Here is an 18,505-nt window from a genome sequence, read left to right as displayed (position 1 = left end):
CTATGAGATCCCTTTTCCCTCTCTGCCTGGCCGGAGCGCTGCTCTGGGGATCCTCGCTGCCCGCCCAGACCCAGGGGATTAGGCCCCTCTTTCCCGAACCTTCCCAAACCCCGCTGCCCCCCAGCCCGGACATTCCCACCTTGCCCATCGTGCCGGATCCCCGGCCTGTGCCGGCAACCCCTGCTCCCCAGCGACCGCTGCCCAGGGGGAGTTTTGAGGAGATCAGCCGCTACTTCCGCGATCTCAACCGCGCCAAAAACCTGGCCCGCCAAGCTGCCGAGATCGCCAATGGGGGCCTGCAGCGCTATCGCGCCGAAGCTTCCATGCACGGGGCAGCCATCGACTCGCCGTTTGAAGAGTTTGAAGACGCCTGGATCTTCACCTTCCGGGGGGGAGAGCCCGGCTTCGTCCAGCCCAGCATCGAAACCCAGGTGCGGGTAGACAGGCGCACCTTTCAAACCACCATCCTCTACAACGGCCCCATCCGCTCCCGCCGCTGACGGCAGCCTGGGATCCCTGCCATCCTTGGCATAATCAGAAAAGGGCGAGGGATCCGGGGTATGACCAAGTTTGTCTTCGTCACCGGTGGAGTGGTCTCCAGCATCGGCAAAGGCATTGTGGCGGCCAGCTTGGGTCGCCTGCTCAAATCCCGTAACTACACGGTGTCGATTTTGAAGCTGGATCCCTATATCAATGTGGATCCCGGCACCATGAGCCCCTACCAACATGGGGAAGTGTTTGTTACCGACGATGGCGCCGAGACGGACTTGGACTTGGGCCACTACGAGCGCTTCACCGACACCAACATGTCCAAGCTCAACAACGTTACCACCGGCGCCATCTACCAGGCGGTGATCCACAAAGAGCGGCGGGGGGATTACCAGGGCAGCACGGTGCAGGTGATCCCCCACGTCACCCAAGAGATTAAAGAGCGCATCCGGCGAGTGGCCCGCGAGACCAACCCCGACGTGGTGCTGGTGGAGGTGGGGGGCACGGTGGGGGATATCGAGTCTTTGCCCTTTTTGGAGGCCATCCGCCAATTTCGCAAGGATGTGGGCCGGGCCAATGTCGCCTATGTGCATGTCACCCTGGTGCCCCTGATCAAAGCGGCAGGGGAGATGAAAACCAAGCCCACCCAGCACTCGGTGAAGGAGCTGCGCTCTATTGGTATCCAGCCGGACGTGTTGGTGTGCCGCTGCGAACAGCCATTGCCCCGCGGGATCAAGGAGAAGATCTCCGAGTTTTGCGATGTGCCGGTGGAATGTGTGATTCAGGCTCAGGATGCCCCCAGTATCTACGATGTGCCTTTGGTGCTCGAGCAGGAGGGGTTGGCGCAGCGGGTTTTGGAGATCCTCAACCTGGATCCCCAGCAGCCCGACCTACGGGAGTGGGAGCTCCTGGTGCAGCGGCTGCACCACCCCCAAGAGCAGGTGGAGATTGCCATTGTCGGCAAATACGTGCGCCTTACGGATGCCTATCTTTCGGTGGCCGAGGCCCTGCGCCATGCCGGGTTGGCCCTCAATGCCGGCGTCACGCTGCGCTGGATCTCTTCTGAGGAGATCGAAGAGCGGGGACCAGAGGCATTGCTTTCCGGCGTGGATGGAGTGGTGGTGCCAGGGGGGTTTGGCAATCGCGGCATCGAGGGCAAAGTGGCCAGTATTTGCTACGTGAGGGAGCGGGGCATTCCCTTTCTGGGCCTGTGTCTGGGCATGCAATGCGCGGTGATCGACTGGGGATGTCACATTGCCCAACTGGAGCGGGCCAATAGCTATGAGTTTGACCCCGATACCCCCCACCCTGTCATCAGCCTGCTGCCGGAGCAGAAAGATGTAGAGGATCTGGGAGGAACCCTGCGGCTGGGCCTCTATCCCTGTCGCATCATGCCCAATACCCTAGCGGCCAAGCTCTACGGTGAGGCCATCATCTACGAGCGGCACCGCCATCGCTATGAGTTTAACAATGCCTACCGCAGCCTTTTTCTAGACTCCGGCTATGTTATCAGCGGAGTCTCGCCGGATAACCGCTTGGTGGAGATTATCGAGCTGCCCAGCCACCCCTTCTTCATCGCCACCCAATTCCATCCGGAGTTTCGCTCCCGCCCCAACCGCCCCCACCCCCTCTTTTTGGGGTTGATCGAAGCTGCCCTGCGCAGCCGCCCTCAGCCTCGCCCCCTGCAGTTGCAGAAGATGGGCTAGTTGACAGATCCCTTGTCCAAAAGTGGGGGCACGCCTCTGGTCCTGGTTCTGCAGAGCTTTGCTGAACATAAACTGCTGCGGAATCCTGGGTTTCGCCTGTGGAGCAGCCGTGGCCTACTGCCTAAAACGAGGTCATCCAATCTGCCAAAATTTCCTGGCGGCGTGGATGGCGCAGTTTGCGCATGGCTCGTGCTTGAATTTGTCGGACGCGCTCTCGAGACAGGCCGAAGAGCTGACCAATTTCGGAGAGAGTGTGCAGGTGGCCATCTTTCAGCCCATAGCGGAGCTTGAGGATTTCTTGCTCTCGGGGGCTGAGCTGCTCCAGCATTTCTTCCAGTTGGGCAGACAGCAGGTGCAAGTCCATTTGGGATTCGGGAGTGAGGCTGTTGGCGTCCTCGATAAGCTGCATCAGCTCCCTATCCTCCTCTTTGCCAACTGGAGTATGTAGCGAAAGGGTTTGGCGACCGGCTTCCAAGAGGGTTAAGAGAGCGTCCAGCTTGTCGGGGGAAATCTCCAGAGCTTCGGCAATTTCCGCTTGGGTGGGGCGACGGTTTAGGGTCTCGGTCAGCTCCCGCCGGATCCGCTTCACCTGGTTGAGCTTTTCTACCATGTGCACCGGGATCCGCACCAGGCGCCCCTGATTGGCAACGGCGCGGGTGATCCCTTGGCGAATCCACCAGTAGGCGTAGGTGGAAAACTTGTAGCCGCGTTCGTACTCAAATTTTTCTGCGGCTCGGATCAGGCCAATGGTGCCTTCTTGAATCAGATCCAGAAACGGCACACCGCGATTTAAGTACTTTTTGGCAATCGAGACCACCAGGCGCAGGTTGGCCCTAACCAATTCCCGTTTCGCCCGTTCCCCGGCGGCTCCCCCCTCTGCAATCAGCCGTCCCAATTTCACTTCCTGCTCGGCATTGAGGAGTGGGTAGCGAGCCATTTCCCGCAAAAATACGCCCACTGAGTCTTCCGAAAGCGAGGCTTGGGTCGCTCGGTTGCCGGGTTTGCTGAGCCGTACCTCAACCCGCTTCAGTGGAGGAGGAGAGTTCTGAACAGCTACATTCGTCCCATTTGGTTGAGATTTCATACAAACTCAAGCTCAAGTTCACAAGCGAGTGTTAAGAACTTTACTCAGTACAGGATGGAGGCGGCTAACCTTTCAGCAAACCCAACTTCCTTCAGGGATCCCTGCAGACACAGGGCAGAGATCTCGCCGGATTTCAAGAGGCTACTCGGTTTCTCTTCTCAGAAGGTTCAGAATTTAGCTTTTGCTAAGGTGGGGCGCAGGCCAAGCACCCCCGTGATGGTAACGGTCAGCATCCGGTAGGATTGTTAAACTGACTACAGAGTTGACCTTGTTTTGCAGTGCACCATGCCACGCCAACGGAAGAAATCGGATTTGCCCAGCAAAATTTGTCTCACCTGTCAGCGACCCTTCACCTGGCGCAAAAAGTGGGCCGACTGTTGGTCGGAGGTGAAATACTGTTCTGAGCGGTGTCGCAATCATCGCCCCAAGGGATCCCTGCCTGCTTCCCGGCAAGACGGTTGGGACGGATAATGTTGTCTCAGGATCAGGACATAAGGGTTTGGATCTGTCGGGGTTGGCGATGCGGTTTCTCAAGTGGCTGTTGCACAATCCCCACGAGACAGAAGAGGAGGATCCCTTTTTGCGGGCCATCACCCGCCTGGAAAGCCTGATCTCGAAGCTGCTTTCAATTTTGATGATCGGGCTAATCGTAGTAGCAGTGGTGGACTTGGCCCGGTTCTTGGTGGCAGATTTGTTGATGGAGCCAACTGGGTTTTTCTCCACCACTTTGATCGAGATCTTCGGCCTCTTTTTAAATATTCTGATTGCGCTGGAAATTCTGGAGAACATTACCGCCTACTTGCAAAAGCAGGTGGTGCAGGTGGAGCTGGTGATCGTCACCTCTTTGATTGCGGTGGCCCGCAAGATCATCATTTTTGATTTCGAGAAGCTGGGGGGGTTGGAGCTCATTGGCTTGGGGGCAGCGACGTTGGCCCTCTCGGTGAGTTATTGGCTGGTGCGGCGAGCCAAGCCTCCATCCAAGTCCGGGGAAAATTAGGCTAGGACAGAATCCTGGTACGATGGGGATGGAGCTTTCCTGCAAGAATTGTGCGTGCGCGATCTAAGTTGGCCAGCCTGGTGAAGTTAGCTGTGCTGATGGTGGTGCTTTGGGTGGGGCTGAGTGCTCTCCCTGTCTTGGCCCGCCCGCATTCTTCTCGCGATTTGCTCCTGGCACAACACTTGGGCAAACCCGTGAAAACCTACAACAATCCCCCCCCGATGGTGATCGACCCGGCCAAGTCCTACACGGCCACGATGGAGACCACCGCCGGCACAATGGTTCTGGAGCTGTTCCCGCAAGAAGCTCCCCTCGCCGTCAACAATTTCGTCTTTTTGGCCAACGACCACTTCTACGATGGTGTCATCTTTCACCGCGTGATTCGGGGCTTCATGATCCAAGGTGGGGATCCCACGGGTACAGGGCGGGGTGGGCCGGGGTACCGCTTTCCCGATGAGCCGGTGCAACGTCCCTACAGCCGTGGCACTTTGGCGATGGCCAACGCCGGCCCCAACACCAACGGCAGCCAGTTCTTCATCATGCATGCCGACTACCCGCTGCCGCCCAACTACACGATCTTCGGGCAATTGATCGAGGGAGAGGATGTGTTGGATAAAATTGCAACGGCTCCCACGGGCCCCCAGGATCGCCCGCTGAATCCAGTGGAGATCCAGTCCGTTCGTATCTCGGAATCCAATTAGGTTGGGCCACTCCGGTGGAACAGTTTGGTTAAATTAACTTGGCCTCTGGCCCCATTTTTGCAACTTGCCCTCAGGGGGACTCAGGTATGGAGTTCGCTAGGCCCCGGCGAATGTCCCCCCGCATTCTGGTTCTGGATTTTGATGGTGTGCTCTGCGATGGGCGGGCGGAGTATTTTGCCTCTTCCTGCCGCGTTTGTGCTCAGGTGTGGGGCTTGGCTCCTGCTCAGCTAGAGCCGCTGCGTCCTGCTTTTGACCGTCTGCGCCCGCTGATTGAGACCGGCTGGGAGATGCCTCTGTTGTTGTGGGGGCTACAGGAAGGGATCCGGGAGGAAGACTTGCGCCAAGACTGGCCCAGCTGGCGGCAGCGGTTGTTGCAGCAGTCAGGGATCCCTGCCCTCTCTCTAATCCAAGCGTTGGATCGGGTGCGGGATCGCTGGATTGCAGAGGATCTGCAGGGGTGGCTGGGGCTGCACCGGTTTTATCCGGGGGTGGCGGCCTGGATGCGCCAGCTTCAGGCTGCCGGGGAGCCGCGCTTGGCCATCCTCAGCACCAAAGAGGGACGGTTCATCCAGCAGCTCTTGGGCCGAGCAGGGATCCAACTGCCGCGCCACCGCATTCTGGGCAAGGAAGTGCGCGCCCCCAAGGCCACCACTTTACAGCGGCTACTGGCTGCCGCCCAACTGCCGGCTGAGGAGCTGTGGTTTGTGGAGGATCGCCTGCAAACGCTGCGCCAGGTGCAGAGGGTGCCGGAGCTGGAGCAGGTTCTCTTGTTTTTGGCCGACTGGGGCTACAACCTACCAGAGGAAAGGGAAGAGGCCGCTCGGGATCCCCGTCTCCATTTGCTCAGCCTGGAACAGCTTTGTCAGCCCTTTGACCGTTGGATTGCTTCTCCTCCCCCGCCGCGCTTTTCTATCAGTCCCGCCAGCTGGGAAGACTTGAGCCAGACTCGGCCCACCCCTGGCCGGAAACGCCCGGAAGCTGGTTTGGCCTCTCTGGTGCTGACCTTGGTGGAGCTGTTGCGGCAGTTGATGGAGGCGCAGGTGGTGCGGCAAATGGAGGCTGAGCGCCTTTCTGCAGAGCAGATTGAGCGGGCCGGCAGCAGCCTACAAGCCTTGCGGGAGCAAATTCGACAAATCTGCAGCCTGTTGGAGATCGACCCAGCGGATTTGAACCTGGAGCTCGGAGATCTGGGCACCCTCCTGCCCCGCCAGGGGGACTACTACCCCGGACAACCCCACCGCGAGGGATCCGTGCTGGAACTGTTGGATCGGCTGATCCACACCGGCATCGTCATCGATGGGGAGATCGACCTGGGGCTGGCGGACTTGGATCTGATCCACGCCCGCCTGAAGTTGGTGCTTACCTCCAGCGCCAAGCTCTACTGAGCCTGTAGATTGAGAGCGCTGATGGAGACGATTGGGAGAAGAGATGCCTGAAGCGGGGAGAGAGACCAGAAATCGCGGTATGCTGGCTGTGGATCCCCTTAATCTCTCTTCATAGTCTTCTCCTATGGATGTCTTTGCCCCAACCGGAAACCTGTATGCCGGTGCCATTTGGCCAGAAGTGGTGGTTACCCTCACCCTCTTGCTCGTCTTGGTGGTGGATTTGGTCGGTGGTTCGGCGGCGCGCAAAAGTCTTCCAGCCCTCTCCATCTTTGGCTTGATCGGGGCCTTGGTGACCTTGGTGTTGCAGTGGCAGCAGCCCCAGTTGGAGAGCTTCTTGGGCAGCTTTGCGGCGGATCCCGTCAGCATTCTCTTCCGTGGCCTGGTGGTGGGGACGGCGGTGCTGACGGTGATGATGGCAGAACGCTACATCGCCCAGTCGGGAGCCCCCACAGGCGAGTTTTATGTGTTGCTGCTCACGGCCACCTTGGGGGGCATGTTCCTCTCCGGGGCGACGGACTTGATCCTAGTGTTTGTATCTCTGGAAACCCTGGGCATCGCCAGCTACCTGATGGCCGGCTATACCAAGCGGGATCCGCGTTCTTCGGAGGCAGCCCTGAAATATCTCTTGATCGGGGCCAGCAGCACGGCCATTTTTCTCTACGGTATGTCGCTGCTCTACGGCCTTTCGGGTGGGCAAACGAAGCTGGAAGCCATTGCCTCCTCTATGGGGGATGCCGGCTTAGCAGGGATCATCGCTTTGGTCCTCTGCATTGGTGGTATCGGGTTTAAGTTGGCGGCAGTGCCCTTTCACCAGTGGACTCCTGATGTCTACGAGGGATCCCCAACGCCGGTGGTGGCCTTTTTGTCGGTGGGATCCAAAGCGGCAGGCTTTGCCTTGGCGGTGCGCTTTCTGGCCACCGTGTTTCCGGCCATGACGGAAGAGTGGCGGGCGGTGCTCTCGGTGCTGGCCATTTTGACCATGGTGCTGGGGAATGTGGTGGCCATTGCCCAAACCCGCCTCAAACGGCTACTGGCCTATTCCTCGATTGGGCAAGCGGGCTTCGTCATGATTGGTCTGGTGGTGGGCACAGAAGCAGGCTACGCCAGCTTGATCTTCTATCTGCTGGTCTACCTGGTCATGAACCTGGGGGCCTTCTTGTGCATTACCCTGTTCAGCCTGAAAACCGGTACCGACGAAATTAACGAGTACAGCGGCCTTTACCAGAAGGATCCCTTCCTCACCCTGTGCTTGAGCATTTGTTTGCTTTCGTTGGGTGGGTTGCCGCCTCTGGCGGGCTTCTTCGGCAAGTTGTACCTGTTCTGGGCCGGTTGGCAGGCGGGGGCCTATACCCTGGTGTTGGTGGGGTTGGTCACCAGTGTTATCTCCATTTACTACTACGTGCGGGTGGTGAAAACGATTGTGGTGAAAGAGCCGCAAGAGATGTCGGTTTCGGTGCAAAATTACCCCGAGACCAACTGGCAGGCAGAAGGTATGCCTGCTCTGCGGGTCGGTATGGTGTTGACTCTGGTGGCCACCATCTTTGCCGGGATTCTCTCCAACCCCTTGTTTACCTTGTCCATCCAGGCGGTGGAGCAAAGCCCGTTCTTAGGGTTCCCGACAGCACAAGCGCCCATTCCAGAGTCGGCGAGTCTTCAGGTGGCAGTCGATGGATCTTTGGGTTCATTGACTCAGCCCAGCCAAGGGTAGTCTGTAGTTTTTCAGGGATCCACCAAGCTGACCACAATGCGTCGGTTTTGCTTGCCTTTGCTTTCGATCTTGCTCACCACCAACTTGCCAATTTCTCCTGTCGCCCGTACATGAGTGCCGCCGCAGGGTTGCAAGTCCACATTCTCAATTTCCAGCAAGCGCACTTGCCCCTGTCCGGTGGGGGGCTTGACCGACATGGTGCGCACCAGGCTGGGATTGGCTTTTAGTTCTTCATCGCTAACCCAGCGGGGGTTCACGGCGTGGTTACCTTGTACCAAAGCATTGAGACGCACCCGTCAGGGTTTCTTTGTCGGGTTTTTCTCCAGGGATGTTAAAGTCCAATCGGCTTTTGCTTTCACCCACCTGACCCCCCGTAACGCCACCTTCTACCACTGCACAGAGCAGGTGTAGAGCCGTATGCATGCGCATGTGCCGATAGCGACGTTCCCAGTCGATGCTGGCGCTGACTGACTCCCCCAGACTGAGGGGTGGGGATCCCTCTGCCGGGATGTGGAGGATGCCCGTTTCCCCCTTTTGGGTATCGACAATCGGGATGACACGACCGTCCGATGTAATCAGGAATCCCGTATCGCCGGGTTGTCCACCGCCGGTGGGATAGAATACCGTCCGATCCAACTGGATCCCGTTATCCACAAGGGCAATTACCCGAGCCTGGCAGGTGGTGAGATAGGCCTCCGCCCGAAACAGTTCTTCCGTCATGAGTCATACAGTTGTGCTGTTGCAAACTGCCCTTCACCGTAGCCTATCCGGATCCCTGGGCTAAGTCAGGGCTTGCCGGGCCTTGGCGGAGATCCACTCGCTGATGAACACAGAAACGAAGATCACAAGCAGGATCATGCTCACCTGATTCCAGCGCAGGGTGTTGATGGAAGCATCTAGCTGTAGGCCAATTCCACCGGCACCGACCAATCCAACCACCGTAGACTCTCGCAAATTGATATCCCAACGGTAAATTGTTACCCCGAGGATGTTGGTGATCACCTGCGGCCAAATGGCATAGCTCAGTACCTGGGCACCGCTAGCCCCCGTGGAACGGATCGCTTCTACTGGTTCTTCGTTAATCTCTTCGATGCCTTCATAGATCAGCTTGCCCATAAATCCGACAGAGCGTAGGGCAATGGCTAAGGTTCCGGACAAGACCCCTGGCCCAAGAACAACCACCAGGATCAAAGCCCAAATCAGGGAGTTAACCGAACGGGTGCCGACGATGATGAACAGGGCGATGTAGCGCACCAGCAAATTGGGAGTGGTGTTGCGGGCTGCCAAAAAGGCCACCGGCACCGAAATCACAAAGGAAAGGGCCGTACCCAATGTGGCAATGGTGAGGGTATCCCAAAGGGGGCGCCAAAGCTGTGACATGTAGTCCCAACGGGGCGGTACCCCCCGCGAGAGCATTTCTCTTCCCTGGCGCGGTGCATCCAGCACAAAGCCCCAGGTGGTACGGTCTGCAATGAACTTAGCGCAGGCAAACATCAGTAACAGCAGAGCCAACCAGAAGGCATACTCAAGCAAAGTTTGCTTTTGATTGCGCCACTGCCAGGTCTTGATCCCACTGCTTTCCAGAACAGGCATTATTGCACCCTCTTGCGAATCCAACCAGAACTCAATTCCACCACCATCACCAGAGCGATAATCACAAGGATGATGGCAGAGGCCGTGTCATAGTCGTAGCGACGTAAGGAGGTGTTCAGGGTAGAGCCAATCCCACCGGCACCGACAATCCCCAGAATGGCCGCCTCCCGAATGTTGATGTCGAAACGATACAGAGTCAAGCCGATCATGCGGGGCAACACCTGCGGCACCACCGCGTAGCTGACCATTTGGAGCCAAGAAGCCCCCGTGGAGCGAATCGCCTCCACCTGTACTGCATCAATTTCTTCGATGTCTTCTGCCAAAAGCTTGCTGAAAAAACCCAAACTCCCAAAGGTGAGGGTGAGCACTCCAGCAAAAGGCCCAAAGCCAAACATGACCACAAACAAAATGGCGATGATCACCTCTTGGAAGGTGCGCGACAGGGCAATCAGGCCACGACAAACCAGGTAGACCGGCATTGGCACCAAGTTGCGTGCGGCCCCAAACCCCACCGGAACCGCGACAATAAATCCTGCCACGGTGGAAATGGCGGCCATGGTCACACTTTCCAGCATCCCGGTGACAATCAAGTTGCCGCGGGTGGTGAAATCGGGATGCAAAAAGGCCAACAAGAGACGGCCACTACGCTGCATACCGCGGGCTACCCGGGCTGGATCGAAATTGAGAGTAGAAAGCGCAAAGATCAGGTAAATGACCGCCCCAAGAATCAGTCCCCAGCGAACCCAAGGATTTTTAATCAAAGGTGGTGGCGACCATTGGCGCCCGCTCAGTGTCGTTGCCTGTGCCATGGGTGTGCTCCGCACTACTGACTTCTATTGACTTCTACTGACTTCTGCAAGGGATCCCTTAGTGGGTGGCTACTCCAGCCGAGACGGCTTCGTTTTCTTCGGAGTCTTGGGCTGGGCCAGAAGCATTCCAATCTTCTTCGCCGTAGATTTCGTTTAAGACGCTGGGGGTGAGGCGATTGGGGGGGCCATCATACACCACTTCCCCAAACCGCAAACCGACGATCCGCTGGGCAAACATTTGCGCTAGAGGCACATCGTGAATGTTGATGATCACCGATAGGCCCCGCTCTGAAGCCAGCTCGTTGATCAGGCGCATAATTTGGCGGGAGGTTTTCGGGTCCAAACTGGCGGTCGGTTCATCCACCAATAGCAGCTCTGGGTTTTGCAGGAGAGCCCGGGCGATTCCCACCCGTTGCCGTTGCCCCCCAGACAAAGCATCTGCCCGCTTATCGGGAAAGTCCGACAATCCCACTCGATCCAGTAAGCGGAAGGCTTCGTCGATGGTGGCTTGGGGAAACTTGCGGAACCAGCTTTGCCAAAAATTGACGTAGCCCAACTGACCCGAAAGAACATTTTCCATCACGGTCAGGCGCTCCACGAGGGCATATTCCTGAAAGATCATGCCGATTTTGCGTCGTGCTTGCCGCAACTCCCGGGTGTTCAAGCGAGTGAGGTCGATTCCATTGAGCCAAATGCTGCCACTGGTCGGCTCCACCAAGCGGTTGATGCAACGGAGCAGCGTACTTTTCCCAGCACCCGAAGGACCAATCAAGGCCATCACCTGCCCATCGGGAACTTCTAAGGTCACCCCTTTCAGGGCCATATCGCCTGTGGGGTAACGTTTGCTGAGGGAGTCGATACGTAGCATCTTGATAACCTACTTGAAGTGGACATTTGCAATTGCGGGCCTTCTAGAACCAGATGTTTGCAATCTTGAGAGAATTTTGAAATCAGAAGGGATCCCCTATGGCTTGCCCTGAACAAGGGATCCCGATTCTGTTCAGCCCACCTATTGGGGAGGGGCATTTTCTTGAATCAGCCGGATCACTTCCCAATCTTTCTTGTAGGTGATGGGAGCAAAGGAAGCTCGGTCAAAGGCTTTTGCCAACTTAGTGCCTGCAAAGTCAAAGGTATAGAAGGCCTCGCGGATTTTCTCCTGCAGCTGTGGATCCAAATTGTGAGCATAGCCAAATGGGCCGCTGGGGAAAGTAGCCGATTTGTAGAGGGTACGAAACTGATCGCACTGCACTTGTCCGGCGATGCACATGCGGTTGAGCACATCGTTGGCAATGGGGGCCGCATCGTAGTCTCCGTTGAACACACCCAAAATGGAGTTTTCGTGCCCCCCAGAGAAAGTGGCTTCGTAGTCCACACCGTCCTTAAAGCCAGTTTCCGCCTCGATCAAAATACGGGCGCTGATGTAGCCGGAATTGGAGGAGGGCTGGGTGAAAGCAATGCGGCGGCCTTTGATGTCTTCTAGTTTTTCCAAGCCACTATCGATGCGAGTGATCACTTCCATTTCGTAGCCAAAGCTACCATCTTCCTTGGCAAAAACGGCGAAAGGCACAAAGCCTGCTTGGTTCACAGCGCGGGGGGTACAGCCGGTGCAGGTGCCCATGATGTGTAAACGTCCGGCCCGCATTGCCTCGGTTTGGGCGGCCTCGGAATCAACTGGCACAAATTGCACATCTTTACCGGTCACTTGCTTGAGGTAGTCGGTAAATTCCTGCCAGGTTTCTGAATAAACGGCGGGATCCTCGGAAGAAGTGTAGGAGATGAGCAAAGTGTCAGGATTGACAATTTGAGCGGGATCCGTCGGAGTATCCGCCACCAGATCCCCATCGGCATCACAATAGCGCTCATCCATGCCTGCCGGACGAGGGCAAGATTGAGCTTGAGCAGATTGATAACCCACTAGCACAGCAACCAAACCAGCCAGGGCAAGGCTTTTGGATAACAGACGAGCCACAGAGCAAAACGCCAACATTGCAAAAACCCCCGAATGCAAGATGAAGCAAACCGTTATCAGCTAAAAAACACAAAAGTGGGCGAGAAGATCCAGCTAATCAAGAGACTTGATGTGAATTCATAAGCTACAGAACCCAAAGAAGATCTGCAAAACTCACGTCGCCTAACGAAACTCAATAATATAGTAGCGCTGTTTGACCCCTGTAGAGTTAAGACAGGTTTAATAGGAAGTTAAGAGTGGGTTATCACATACTCGTCGAGATGGGGTATGGACGGAACCAGCCAGTGCGATTTCTCTAGATTCAGCTCTAGATTCAGAACTATGTAAATCAGGGATCCTCTCTGGGCAGGGGATCCCTGAGGACTGCCTAAAGCGTATATTCCACGCCCTCTTCTTCCTGAATGCGACGGATGATCTCCCAGTTTTCTTGATAAGTAATCGGTGCAAAAGCTACCCGGTCAAAAGCTTGTCGCATGGCTGTGCCCTCAAACTCAAAAGTAAAGAAGGCTTCTCGGATCCTTTCTGCCAGCTCAGGGTGGAGATTGTGGGCATGGCCGAAAGAGCCGCTGGGGAAGGTCTCCGATTTGTAGAGGCTGCGGAACTGGCTACAATCCACTTGCTCGTTGAGGCACATGCGATTAAGCACATCGTTGGCAATGGGGGCGGCATCGTAGTCTTCGTTGAACACACCCAAAATGGAGTTTTGGTGGCTGCCAGAAAACTCGGCGATGTAGTCTCCTGCCTCATCATCCAAGCCTGTCTCTTGTTTGATCAAAATGCGAGCACTGATATAACCGGAGTTGGAGGAAGGATGGGTAAAAGCTACACGACGACCGGCAATATCATCGAGGGCTTGAATATCGCTATTCACATGAGTGATCACTTCCATCTCGTAGCCGATGGATCCATCTTCTTGTTGGAAAATGGCAAAGGGCACAAAGCCGGCAACATTCACGGCTACAGGAGTACAGCCTGTGCAGGTACCCATAATGTGTAGACGTCCAGCGCGCATTGCCTCGTACTGAGCAGCCTGAGAATCGGCAGGGACAAATTGCACCCGTCTACCGGTGACTTCCTCTAAGTGAGCGGTGAATTCAGCCCAGGTATTGGCATAGACAGCTGGCTCTTCTGAGGAGGTATAAGACACCAACAGCACTTCCGGATCTACCCACTCCGAGGGATCCTCCGGCAAATCGGCAACCAGATCCCCCACCCGATCACAGTAGCGGGCATCCATTTGAGGAGGGCGGGGACAGTCTAGACGAGCCTGAGAAAGGCTGCTGCCCAACCCCAAGGTGACAGCTCCCGCCAATCCAGCTCCCATCACCAGCTTTCCCAACGGGATCCGAGTTCCAAAAGAAGATAGTGTCATCATGAATAAAAGCTCCCAACTATGGCAATCAACAAGAGCATCTGACGAACCCAGAAGAGGTAAAAATTCCTCCTCTAGGCCCTAGAAGTCTTGCCTGAAAAGCAAAAACCATCTCAAATTCATTGAGATGGTTCATTCATTTTTTGTGTTTATGTCATATTACAGTTAATAAATTTTTAAGAAGAGTCTAGGATCTCGTTAAGATTGCTCCATTAGCGCCCGCCAATCACAGCGATGTAGTTGGTCACCCATTCGTAGTAGGGCACGCAATCCATACGTCCATCGCCACAATCGGCCACAGGAGTTTTCCAGAAGAAGATGCGCTCAAAATTGTCGATGCCATTGGTCTTGCATCCCTCTGGCCCCAGCAGCTCGCTGGCCTGACAAGCGGCGGGCACCACCGGCACCGAGCCAAACCAAGCCGCCAGATCCCCCTGCACCTCCGGGTTCAGAGAATGTTCCATCCACAGGTAGGCACAGTTGGGGTGTTTGACAGTGGCGCTGAGCATGGTTGTATCTGCCCAGCCGGTGGCTCCCTCTTCCGGTATCACACTGGCGACAGGTTGACCTTCGGATCGCAACAGATTGACCTGGAAGGGCCAAGAGCTGGAGGCCACTACCCCTTCGTTGACAAAGTCATCCACCTGCACCGCCGCATCGTGCCAGTAGCGTCCAACCAGTTGCCGCTGCTGTCGCAATAGAGCTAGAGCAGCATTGAACTGTTCGCGGGTCAGCTCGTAGGGATCCGTGATGCCCAATTCTGGGCGGTGGGCCTTCAGGTAGAGGGCGGCATCGGCAATGTAGATGGAGCCATCGTAGGCTTGGATGCGGCCCTTGTTGGATTTGCCGTCTGGCAGGATTTTTTCTTCAAACACCACATCCCAACTGGTGGGGGGTTCCGGGAAAACCTTTGTGTTGTACATCAACACGTTGGATCCCCATTGATAGGGCACGCCGTAATGCTTGCCATCCACGGTATGCCAGGGAGCATCCCGCAGGCGCGGGTCGATGGTCTCCCAACTGGGGATCAGGCGGGGGTTAATCTGCTGTACCCGTTCCCCTTTGATCAGGCGTAGGGTGGCATCGCCGGAGGCCGTCACCAGATCAAAGCCGCCCTCATTCATCAGGGCTACCATCTCATCGGAGGTTGCCGCCACCTTAACGCTGACTTGGCAGCCGGTTTCTTTCTCAAAGCCGGTCACCCAGTCATAGGCGGGATCCGTTTCCCCCCGTTCGATATAGCCTGCCCAAGCCACAATCGAGACCGCCCCTTCTGGACGACCCAAGCGATACAGGGGCCCACGGGCAGCATGAGCGGAATGGGGGGTCAGCAGCAACGTGAGCAAGGCCAAGCCCAATAAGAGCAGAAGAGTTAGCCAGAGGCGAAACAGAATAGACCCCAGCTTCTTGGCCTGTAGGGGAATGAAGGGGTTCAGGTTGGCCATCACAGGCTTCTCCCAGGCAACAACTGCGCTGGCATCAAGGGTAGATCATTCCTCGAAGAGATCCCGCTACATTGAAAACAATCTCGACAACTCTCTATTCGACTCCACAGTTCTGGATCCCCCTCAATGGTTTCACTGTTGCCCAAGGATGGGATTCCGTCTCGCTCAAGCGACCAGCAGGGCGGGGTCAAAGCAATGGCACCGCAGGGAATCAAATGCCCTCTAGGCTGACGTTGAGAAAGCGGGCGATCTCGGCTGCCTGGTTTTCGATCTCCGTCAGGGGGGGAGGCTGGCCCACTCCGGTGAGGGGGATGTCGCCACGTCCTTTCACCCGCAAGTAGATGGCTCGGCGGGGGTTAAGCCCCTCTCTCAGCTCCACCCGTAAGCTTTGCACATCGGCAAAGTCATACTCCAGGCGGACTTCACGGTTTTTGCCCGGAAAGCCCTGGCGCACCAGCGTTATCTTTTGCGTGCGCCGGTCGAACTCGTTGTAGCCGCCTCCCAAGTTCCAATACAAACTCAGCCACTGGTATAGCCCCGCCAGGGATCCGAGCACCCCGTAAAAGAGCATGGCAATGCCCTGGGGAATAAACACCAGGCTGGCGGGATCGGAAAAGGGGAGCAAATTGCGGTGGAGATAGCTGGAAAGGCCGGCCAAGGTAAAGCCCAGCCCTCCCCCCGTCAGCGCCACCGCCCAAAAGTACACGCTGGGCCGCCGCGACCCAATCACGGTGTAGCGCAGCAGATCCGCAGAACGGATTTCAGGAACAATGGCGGACACAGTTGGGATCCCTGCAGGTTTTCCAAGGCTGGCTTCCCCCATTCTATAGGCTATGGGCGGCAAGGGTTTTCCCCAGCAGAGGGGCGCTCAGGGGACTGGCAAGAGCTAGAGCCGCCTGGGGAATGGGGGCGGAAGTCCTCTGCGCTGTACAGCCCCTCTCCTGAAGGGAGTTAGGGATAGTTTTTATTGTTATGGCTCCTTTTGCTCCTTGTAAGAGCCGTAGCAGGGATCCCTGCTGGGGTTCTGAGGCGTTCTATCTGCTGACAGAGCCCAACAGCATACGCCAATGGGATCCCTCTCACCTCAGGGTTGGGTTTGGCGTGGGGTAACGATCCTGCCCTCCCCTGGGGCAACTTCCGAGGAACGGGGGCGGGCCGGCGCAGAGGGCTCATCAACGGCATTCGAGGGAGAGGCAGGGTTGGGATCCGGCTCAGGAGAGGCCGTTTGTTGCGGTTCTGCGGCAGGGGGAGAAGGCTGAGGCTCAGGGATTGGGTCTGGCAGGGCTGGCGGCTGGGGTAGGGCGTCTTGGGCCGTTCGTTCCCCAAAAGCCGATAAGGCAATGGCAGCTTCCCCGCGGCTGACCGGCTCGAAGGGGTTGAAGGTGCGGATGGGGCCAAAGGTGCGCAGCACGGTGGAGGCATTCTCTAGGCTGCGATCGGCTACTAGAGCAGGAATGGCTTCAGGAGGAATTTGCGCCGCATCGGTGAACCCCCAGCGCTCCTCCAGCTCCGCTCGGGATCCCTTGATCTGGCCGGGAGGTAAGTCCAGAGGCACCTTCATGCGGATCAACTCTGCCCGCGACAGCAGGCTGTTGGGGCGAAACTCTCGATTGGCATCTCCGGCAATTATGCCGGCAGCTCCCAGGGCTTGAATGTAGCGAAAGTTGGGATCCTCTTCCGGCACATCCAAAAAGAGGGGGCGTTCCGAGGGGGATCCCAGGCGGATTTGCCGGCTGGGCTCATCGGCGTGGATGGCGTTGTTGGCCAACACCAGCCAACGGGCAAATTCTCCGCGACGAACGCTGCGCTGCGGCTGAAATTCGCTGCTGGAGATATCGGCAAAAACTCCCAACCGATCTAGGTATCCCACCGAACGGGCCACCAGAGATCCGGGCTCCAAGTCTGTAAAGCGGCTGCTGTCCGGGCTGGGCAGGGGTGAGGAAGGGGTGGGAGCAGTGGGGATCGAGATAGAGGGTGGGATGGATCCCGGCAAAGGTTGAGGCGAGGGAGATGCCGGCAGCTCAGGTTGGGCTGTGGGCAGACCTACTGGGCGTACAGCGCGCTCCAGCCGTTCTCCCCACTCGGTTCCCTGACAGGCCGACAACAGCCAGAGCAGCGGAATAAGGCTGCCGAGCTTGAGCCAGGGGCCAGGCCGCATAGGTTTAGACTGATGATGCACCGCTCTACCTTTCTCTATTGGTCTCTATTGGGCCCATTTGCGGCTGAACTCCTCCAGCACGTCCAGCAGGTTAAGCAGGCTTTGCATCGGCAGGAGATCGGCCAGGGGCAATTCTTTGCGCCCACCCCCCACTTTCACCGGGATCCCTTGCAAGATCTCTGTGACGGCGTCCTCATCCACCTTGCCTGCCATCACCTGGGGTGCCAGTCGCTCCGCCAAAAGAGTATGCAGGTGGGCATCGCGCAGGTAAAGATGCCAGCGGGCCACATCGATGTAAACTTCTTTACCAATGGCAGCAGCTAATTGCTCAATGTCTGGGTTACTGGGCACTTTGGCCATCCCTCAGCTCCGTTGGGGGTTGCGTCTGCCCCTCCCTCAGATCATAACCCGAACCCAAGGACTCCTCAGGGAGAGCTGGCAGCCGAGCGGTCGGGTAGAGGTAGGGCGAAGTTCTCTTGCAGCTGCCGCAGCATCAACAGGTGTTCCAGAGCTAGGCGATCCCGTTCTGTCCGCAACTGGCTCAGTTGGGCCTGAATTTGGCGGATATCGGCCTCGTCGGAGTCCCAGGTTTGCAAAAGGCGGTAGAGGCGCTCTTGTTGGTTGGCAATTTGCCGGTTTAGGCGGGCTAGACGGCGGCTGAACTCCACATCCATTTCCTCTGCCAGCTCGGGATCCGGCAGCAGGGCCAAGCGATCCCAATGGATGCCCAGGTCGGCCAAGCTTGGCGGGGGCGGATCCAACTCCTTGAGAAGGGGGAAGTCCGGAAAGGGCGATAGCTCCGTCTTGGGAGGGGCCCATTGGTTTTGATCGGGGGCAGGGGTGAGACGGGATCCGGGTGAAGGCAGGTTTGTGGGCTGGGGGGCAGGCTCCTGTCCACTGGGAGAGGAGTGCAACTGCTTCGGACTCCGTCCCGCCGGCGCGAACGGCGCTGCCAGATGGCTACTGCTGGGATCTGCCTGGGCCGACAGGGATCCCAGACTGCATAGCCAAAGGCAGACTCCTAGCCCACAAGCCCAGCGAACTGCTTTTTCCACCCTGCGCTCCTCAGTCTTTCTCAAGCCTGCTCAG

General features: G+C 57.2%; 20 protein-coding genes. 7 read left to right on the top strand and 13 right to left on the bottom strand.

Annotation, left to right across the window (positions count from 1 at the left end; genetic code table 11):
* The first annotated feature begins 2 nt into the window (after positions 1-2).
* On the top strand, positions 3-500 hold the full coding sequence (locus tag CYB_RS14080; protein ID WP_011433093.1) for a hypothetical protein: 498 nt from the start codon (positions 3-5) through the stop codon (positions 498-500).
* Between the two features lie 60 nt (positions 501-560).
* The gene (locus tag CYB_RS07030; RefSeq protein ID WP_011433092.1) at positions 561-2,195 is read left to right on the top strand and encodes a CTP synthase; all 1,635 of its coding nucleotides are present in this window, start codon (positions 561-563) and stop codon (positions 2,193-2,195) included.
* A 121-nt stretch (positions 2,196-2,316) separates the two neighbouring features.
* Here the strand turns inward: CYB_RS07030 and CYB_RS07025 are convergent, their stop codons facing one another.
* Entirely contained in the window at positions 2,317-3,279 is a 963-nt protein-coding gene (locus tag CYB_RS07025; protein ID WP_011433091.1) for a sigma-70 family RNA polymerase sigma factor, read from the bottom strand.
* Positions 3,280-3,564: 285 nt separating this feature from the next.
* On the opposite strand from CYB_RS07025, the gene CYB_RS07020 reads away from it, so the two are divergent.
* The 5 genes from CYB_RS07020 to CYB_RS07000 all read left to right on the top strand — a co-directional run bounded on the left by CYB_RS07020 (position 3,565) and on the right by CYB_RS07000 (position 8,070).
* Entirely contained in the window at positions 3,565-3,750 is a 186-nt protein-coding gene (locus tag CYB_RS07020) for a DUF2256 domain-containing protein (RefSeq protein ID WP_041437321.1), read from the top strand.
* Positions 3,751-3,799: 49 nt separating this feature from the next.
* Complete coding sequence (locus CYB_RS07015) at positions 3,800-4,276, top strand: phosphate-starvation-inducible PsiE family protein (protein WP_011433088.1); 477 nt, start codon at positions 3,800-3,802, stop codon at positions 4,274-4,276.
* A gap of 221 nt (positions 4,277-4,497) precedes the next feature.
* Positions 4,498-4,977, top strand: coding sequence for a peptidylprolyl isomerase (locus tag CYB_RS07010; RefSeq protein ID WP_011433087.1), 480 nt, complete (start codon positions 4,498-4,500; stop codon positions 4,975-4,977).
* Between the two features lie 110 nt (positions 4,978-5,087).
* Positions 5,088-6,362 carry a gas vesicle protein GvpJ gene (gvpJ, locus tag CYB_RS07005; RefSeq protein WP_238376715.1) on the top strand — a complete coding sequence of 425 codons (1,275 nt, stop codon included), beginning with the start codon at positions 5,088-5,090 and terminating at the stop codon, positions 6,360-6,362.
* A 124-nt stretch (positions 6,363-6,486) separates the two neighbouring features.
* Positions 6,487-8,070 (top strand): NAD(P)H-quinone oxidoreductase subunit N, encoded by a 1,584-nt coding sequence (locus CYB_RS07000; protein ID WP_011433085.1) that lies wholly within the window; start codon positions 6,487-6,489, stop codon positions 8,068-8,070.
* 11 nt (positions 8,071-8,081) lie between these two features.
* On the opposite strand, the gene CYB_RS15280 is transcribed toward CYB_RS07000, so the two are convergent.
* The 12 genes from CYB_RS15280 to CYB_RS06945 form a co-directional block, all read right to left on the bottom strand.
* On the bottom strand, positions 8,082-8,327 hold the full coding sequence (locus CYB_RS15280) for a hypothetical protein (protein WP_202943694.1): 246 nt from the start codon (positions 8,325-8,327) through the stop codon (positions 8,082-8,084).
* A gap of 7 nt (positions 8,328-8,334) precedes the next feature.
* Positions 8,335-8,790, bottom strand: coding sequence for an alanyl-tRNA editing protein (locus CYB_RS15275; RefSeq protein WP_202943693.1), 456 nt, complete (start codon positions 8,788-8,790; stop codon positions 8,335-8,337).
* Positions 8,791-8,850: 60 nt separating this feature from the next.
* Entirely contained in the window at positions 8,851-9,663 is an 813-nt protein-coding gene (gene phnE / locus CYB_RS06990) for a phosphonate ABC transporter, permease protein PhnE (RefSeq protein ID WP_011433084.1), read from the bottom strand.
* The gene (gene phnE / locus CYB_RS06985; RefSeq protein WP_011433083.1) at positions 9,663-10,472 is read right to left on the bottom strand and encodes a phosphonate ABC transporter, permease protein PhnE; all 810 of its coding nucleotides are present in this window, start codon (positions 10,470-10,472) and stop codon (positions 9,663-9,665) included. Before phnE (CYB_RS06985) ends, phnE (CYB_RS06990) begins: the two co-directional genes overlap by 1 nt.
* 58 nt (positions 10,473-10,530) lie before the next feature.
* Entirely contained in the window at positions 10,531-11,340 is an 810-nt protein-coding gene (phnC, locus tag CYB_RS06980; RefSeq protein ID WP_011433082.1) for a phosphonate ABC transporter ATP-binding protein, read from the bottom strand.
* A 141-nt stretch (positions 11,341-11,481) separates the two neighbouring features.
* Positions 11,482-12,339 (bottom strand): phosphate/phosphite/phosphonate ABC transporter substrate-binding protein, encoded by an 858-nt coding sequence (gene phnD, locus CYB_RS06975; protein ID WP_049749640.1) that lies wholly within the window; start codon positions 12,337-12,339, stop codon positions 11,482-11,484.
* Positions 12,340-12,808: 469 nt separating this feature from the next.
* Positions 12,809-13,816 carry a phosphate/phosphite/phosphonate ABC transporter substrate-binding protein gene (gene phnD / locus CYB_RS06970; RefSeq protein ID WP_011433080.1) on the bottom strand — a complete coding sequence of 336 codons (1,008 nt, stop codon included), beginning with the start codon at positions 13,814-13,816 and terminating at the stop codon, positions 12,809-12,811.
* Between the two features lie 209 nt (positions 13,817-14,025).
* On the bottom strand, positions 14,026-15,258 hold the full coding sequence (locus tag CYB_RS06965; protein WP_011433079.1) for an ABC transporter substrate-binding protein: 1,233 nt from the start codon (positions 15,256-15,258) through the stop codon (positions 14,026-14,028).
* Between the two features lie 211 nt (positions 15,259-15,469).
* Positions 15,470-16,039 carry a photosystem I assembly protein Ycf4 gene (locus CYB_RS06960; protein ID WP_011433078.1) on the bottom strand — a complete coding sequence of 190 codons (570 nt, stop codon included), beginning with the start codon at positions 16,037-16,039 and terminating at the stop codon, positions 15,470-15,472.
* Between the two features lie 303 nt (positions 16,040-16,342).
* Positions 16,343-17,416 carry an S-layer homology domain-containing protein gene (locus CYB_RS06955; RefSeq protein WP_148202722.1) on the bottom strand — a complete coding sequence of 358 codons (1,074 nt, stop codon included), beginning with the start codon at positions 17,414-17,416 and terminating at the stop codon, positions 16,343-16,345.
* Positions 17,417-17,461: 45 nt separating this feature from the next.
* Complete coding sequence (locus CYB_RS06950) at positions 17,462-17,776, bottom strand: DUF3181 family protein (protein ID WP_011433076.1); 315 nt, start codon at positions 17,774-17,776, stop codon at positions 17,462-17,464.
* A gap of 65 nt (positions 17,777-17,841) precedes the next feature.
* On the bottom strand, positions 17,842-18,471 hold the full coding sequence (locus tag CYB_RS06945; protein ID WP_011433075.1) for a hypothetical protein: 630 nt from the start codon (positions 18,469-18,471) through the stop codon (positions 17,842-17,844).
* Positions 18,472-18,505: the final 34 nt, after the last annotated feature.

The organism is Synechococcus sp. JA-2-3B'a(2-13) (assembly GCF_000013225.1).
Classification (GTDB): Bacteria; Cyanobacteriota; Cyanobacteriia; order Thermostichales; family Thermostichaceae; genus Thermostichus.
The sequence above is the reverse complement of the archived record's forward strand: the minus strand, read 5'-3'. Positions and strand labels throughout refer to the sequence as shown.

Coding starts and splice junctions, on each gene's coding strand:
- CYB_RS14080 (WP_011433093.1), top strand. CDS start 3: ATGAGATCCCTTTTCCCTCTCTGCCTGGCCGGAGCGCTGCTCTGGGGA.
- CYB_RS07030 (WP_011433092.1), top strand. CDS start 561: ATGACCAAGTTTGTCTTCGTCACCGGTGGAGTGGTCTCCAGCATCGGC.
- CYB_RS07025 (WP_011433091.1), bottom strand. CDS start 3,279: ATGAAATCTCAACCAAATGGGACGAATGTAGCTGTTCAGAACTCTCCT.
- CYB_RS07020 (WP_041437321.1), top strand. CDS start 3,565: ATGCCACGCCAACGGAAGAAATCGGATTTGCCCAGCAAAATTTGTCTC.
- CYB_RS07015 (WP_011433088.1), top strand. CDS start 3,800: ATGCGGTTTCTCAAGTGGCTGTTGCACAATCCCCACGAGACAGAAGAG.
- CYB_RS07010 (WP_011433087.1), top strand. CDS start 4,498: ATGGTGATCGACCCGGCCAAGTCCTACACGGCCACGATGGAGACCACC.
- gvpJ (WP_238376715.1), top strand. CDS start 5,088: ATGTCCCCCCGCATTCTGGTTCTGGATTTTGATGGTGTGCTCTGCGAT.
- CYB_RS07000 (WP_011433085.1), top strand. CDS start 6,487: ATGGATGTCTTTGCCCCAACCGGAAACCTGTATGCCGGTGCCATTTGG.
- CYB_RS15275 (WP_202943693.1), bottom strand. CDS start 8,790: ATGACGGAAGAACTGTTTCGGGCGGAGGCCTATCTCACCACCTGCCAG.
- phnE (WP_011433084.1), bottom strand. CDS start 9,663: ATGCCTGTTCTGGAAAGCAGTGGGATCAAGACCTGGCAGTGGCGCAAT.
- phnE (WP_011433083.1), bottom strand. CDS start 10,472: ATGGCACAGGCAACGACACTGAGCGGGCGCCAATGGTCGCCACCACCT.
- phnC (WP_011433082.1), bottom strand. CDS start 11,340: ATGCTACGTATCGACTCCCTCAGCAAACGTTACCCCACAGGCGATATG.
- phnD (WP_049749640.1), bottom strand. CDS start 12,339: ATGGATGAGCGCTATTGTGATGCCGATGGGGATCTGGTGGCGGATACT.
- phnD (WP_011433080.1), bottom strand. CDS start 13,816: ATGATGACACTATCTTCTTTTGGAACTCGGATCCCGTTGGGAAAGCTG.
- CYB_RS06965 (WP_011433079.1), bottom strand. CDS start 15,258: ATGGCCAACCTGAACCCCTTCATTCCCCTACAGGCCAAGAAGCTGGGG.
- CYB_RS06955 (WP_148202722.1), bottom strand. CDS start 17,416: ATGCGGCCTGGCCCCTGGCTCAAGCTCGGCAGCCTTATTCCGCTGCTC.
- CYB_RS06950 (WP_011433076.1), bottom strand. CDS start 17,776: ATGGCCAAAGTGCCCAGTAACCCAGACATTGAGCAATTAGCTGCTGCC.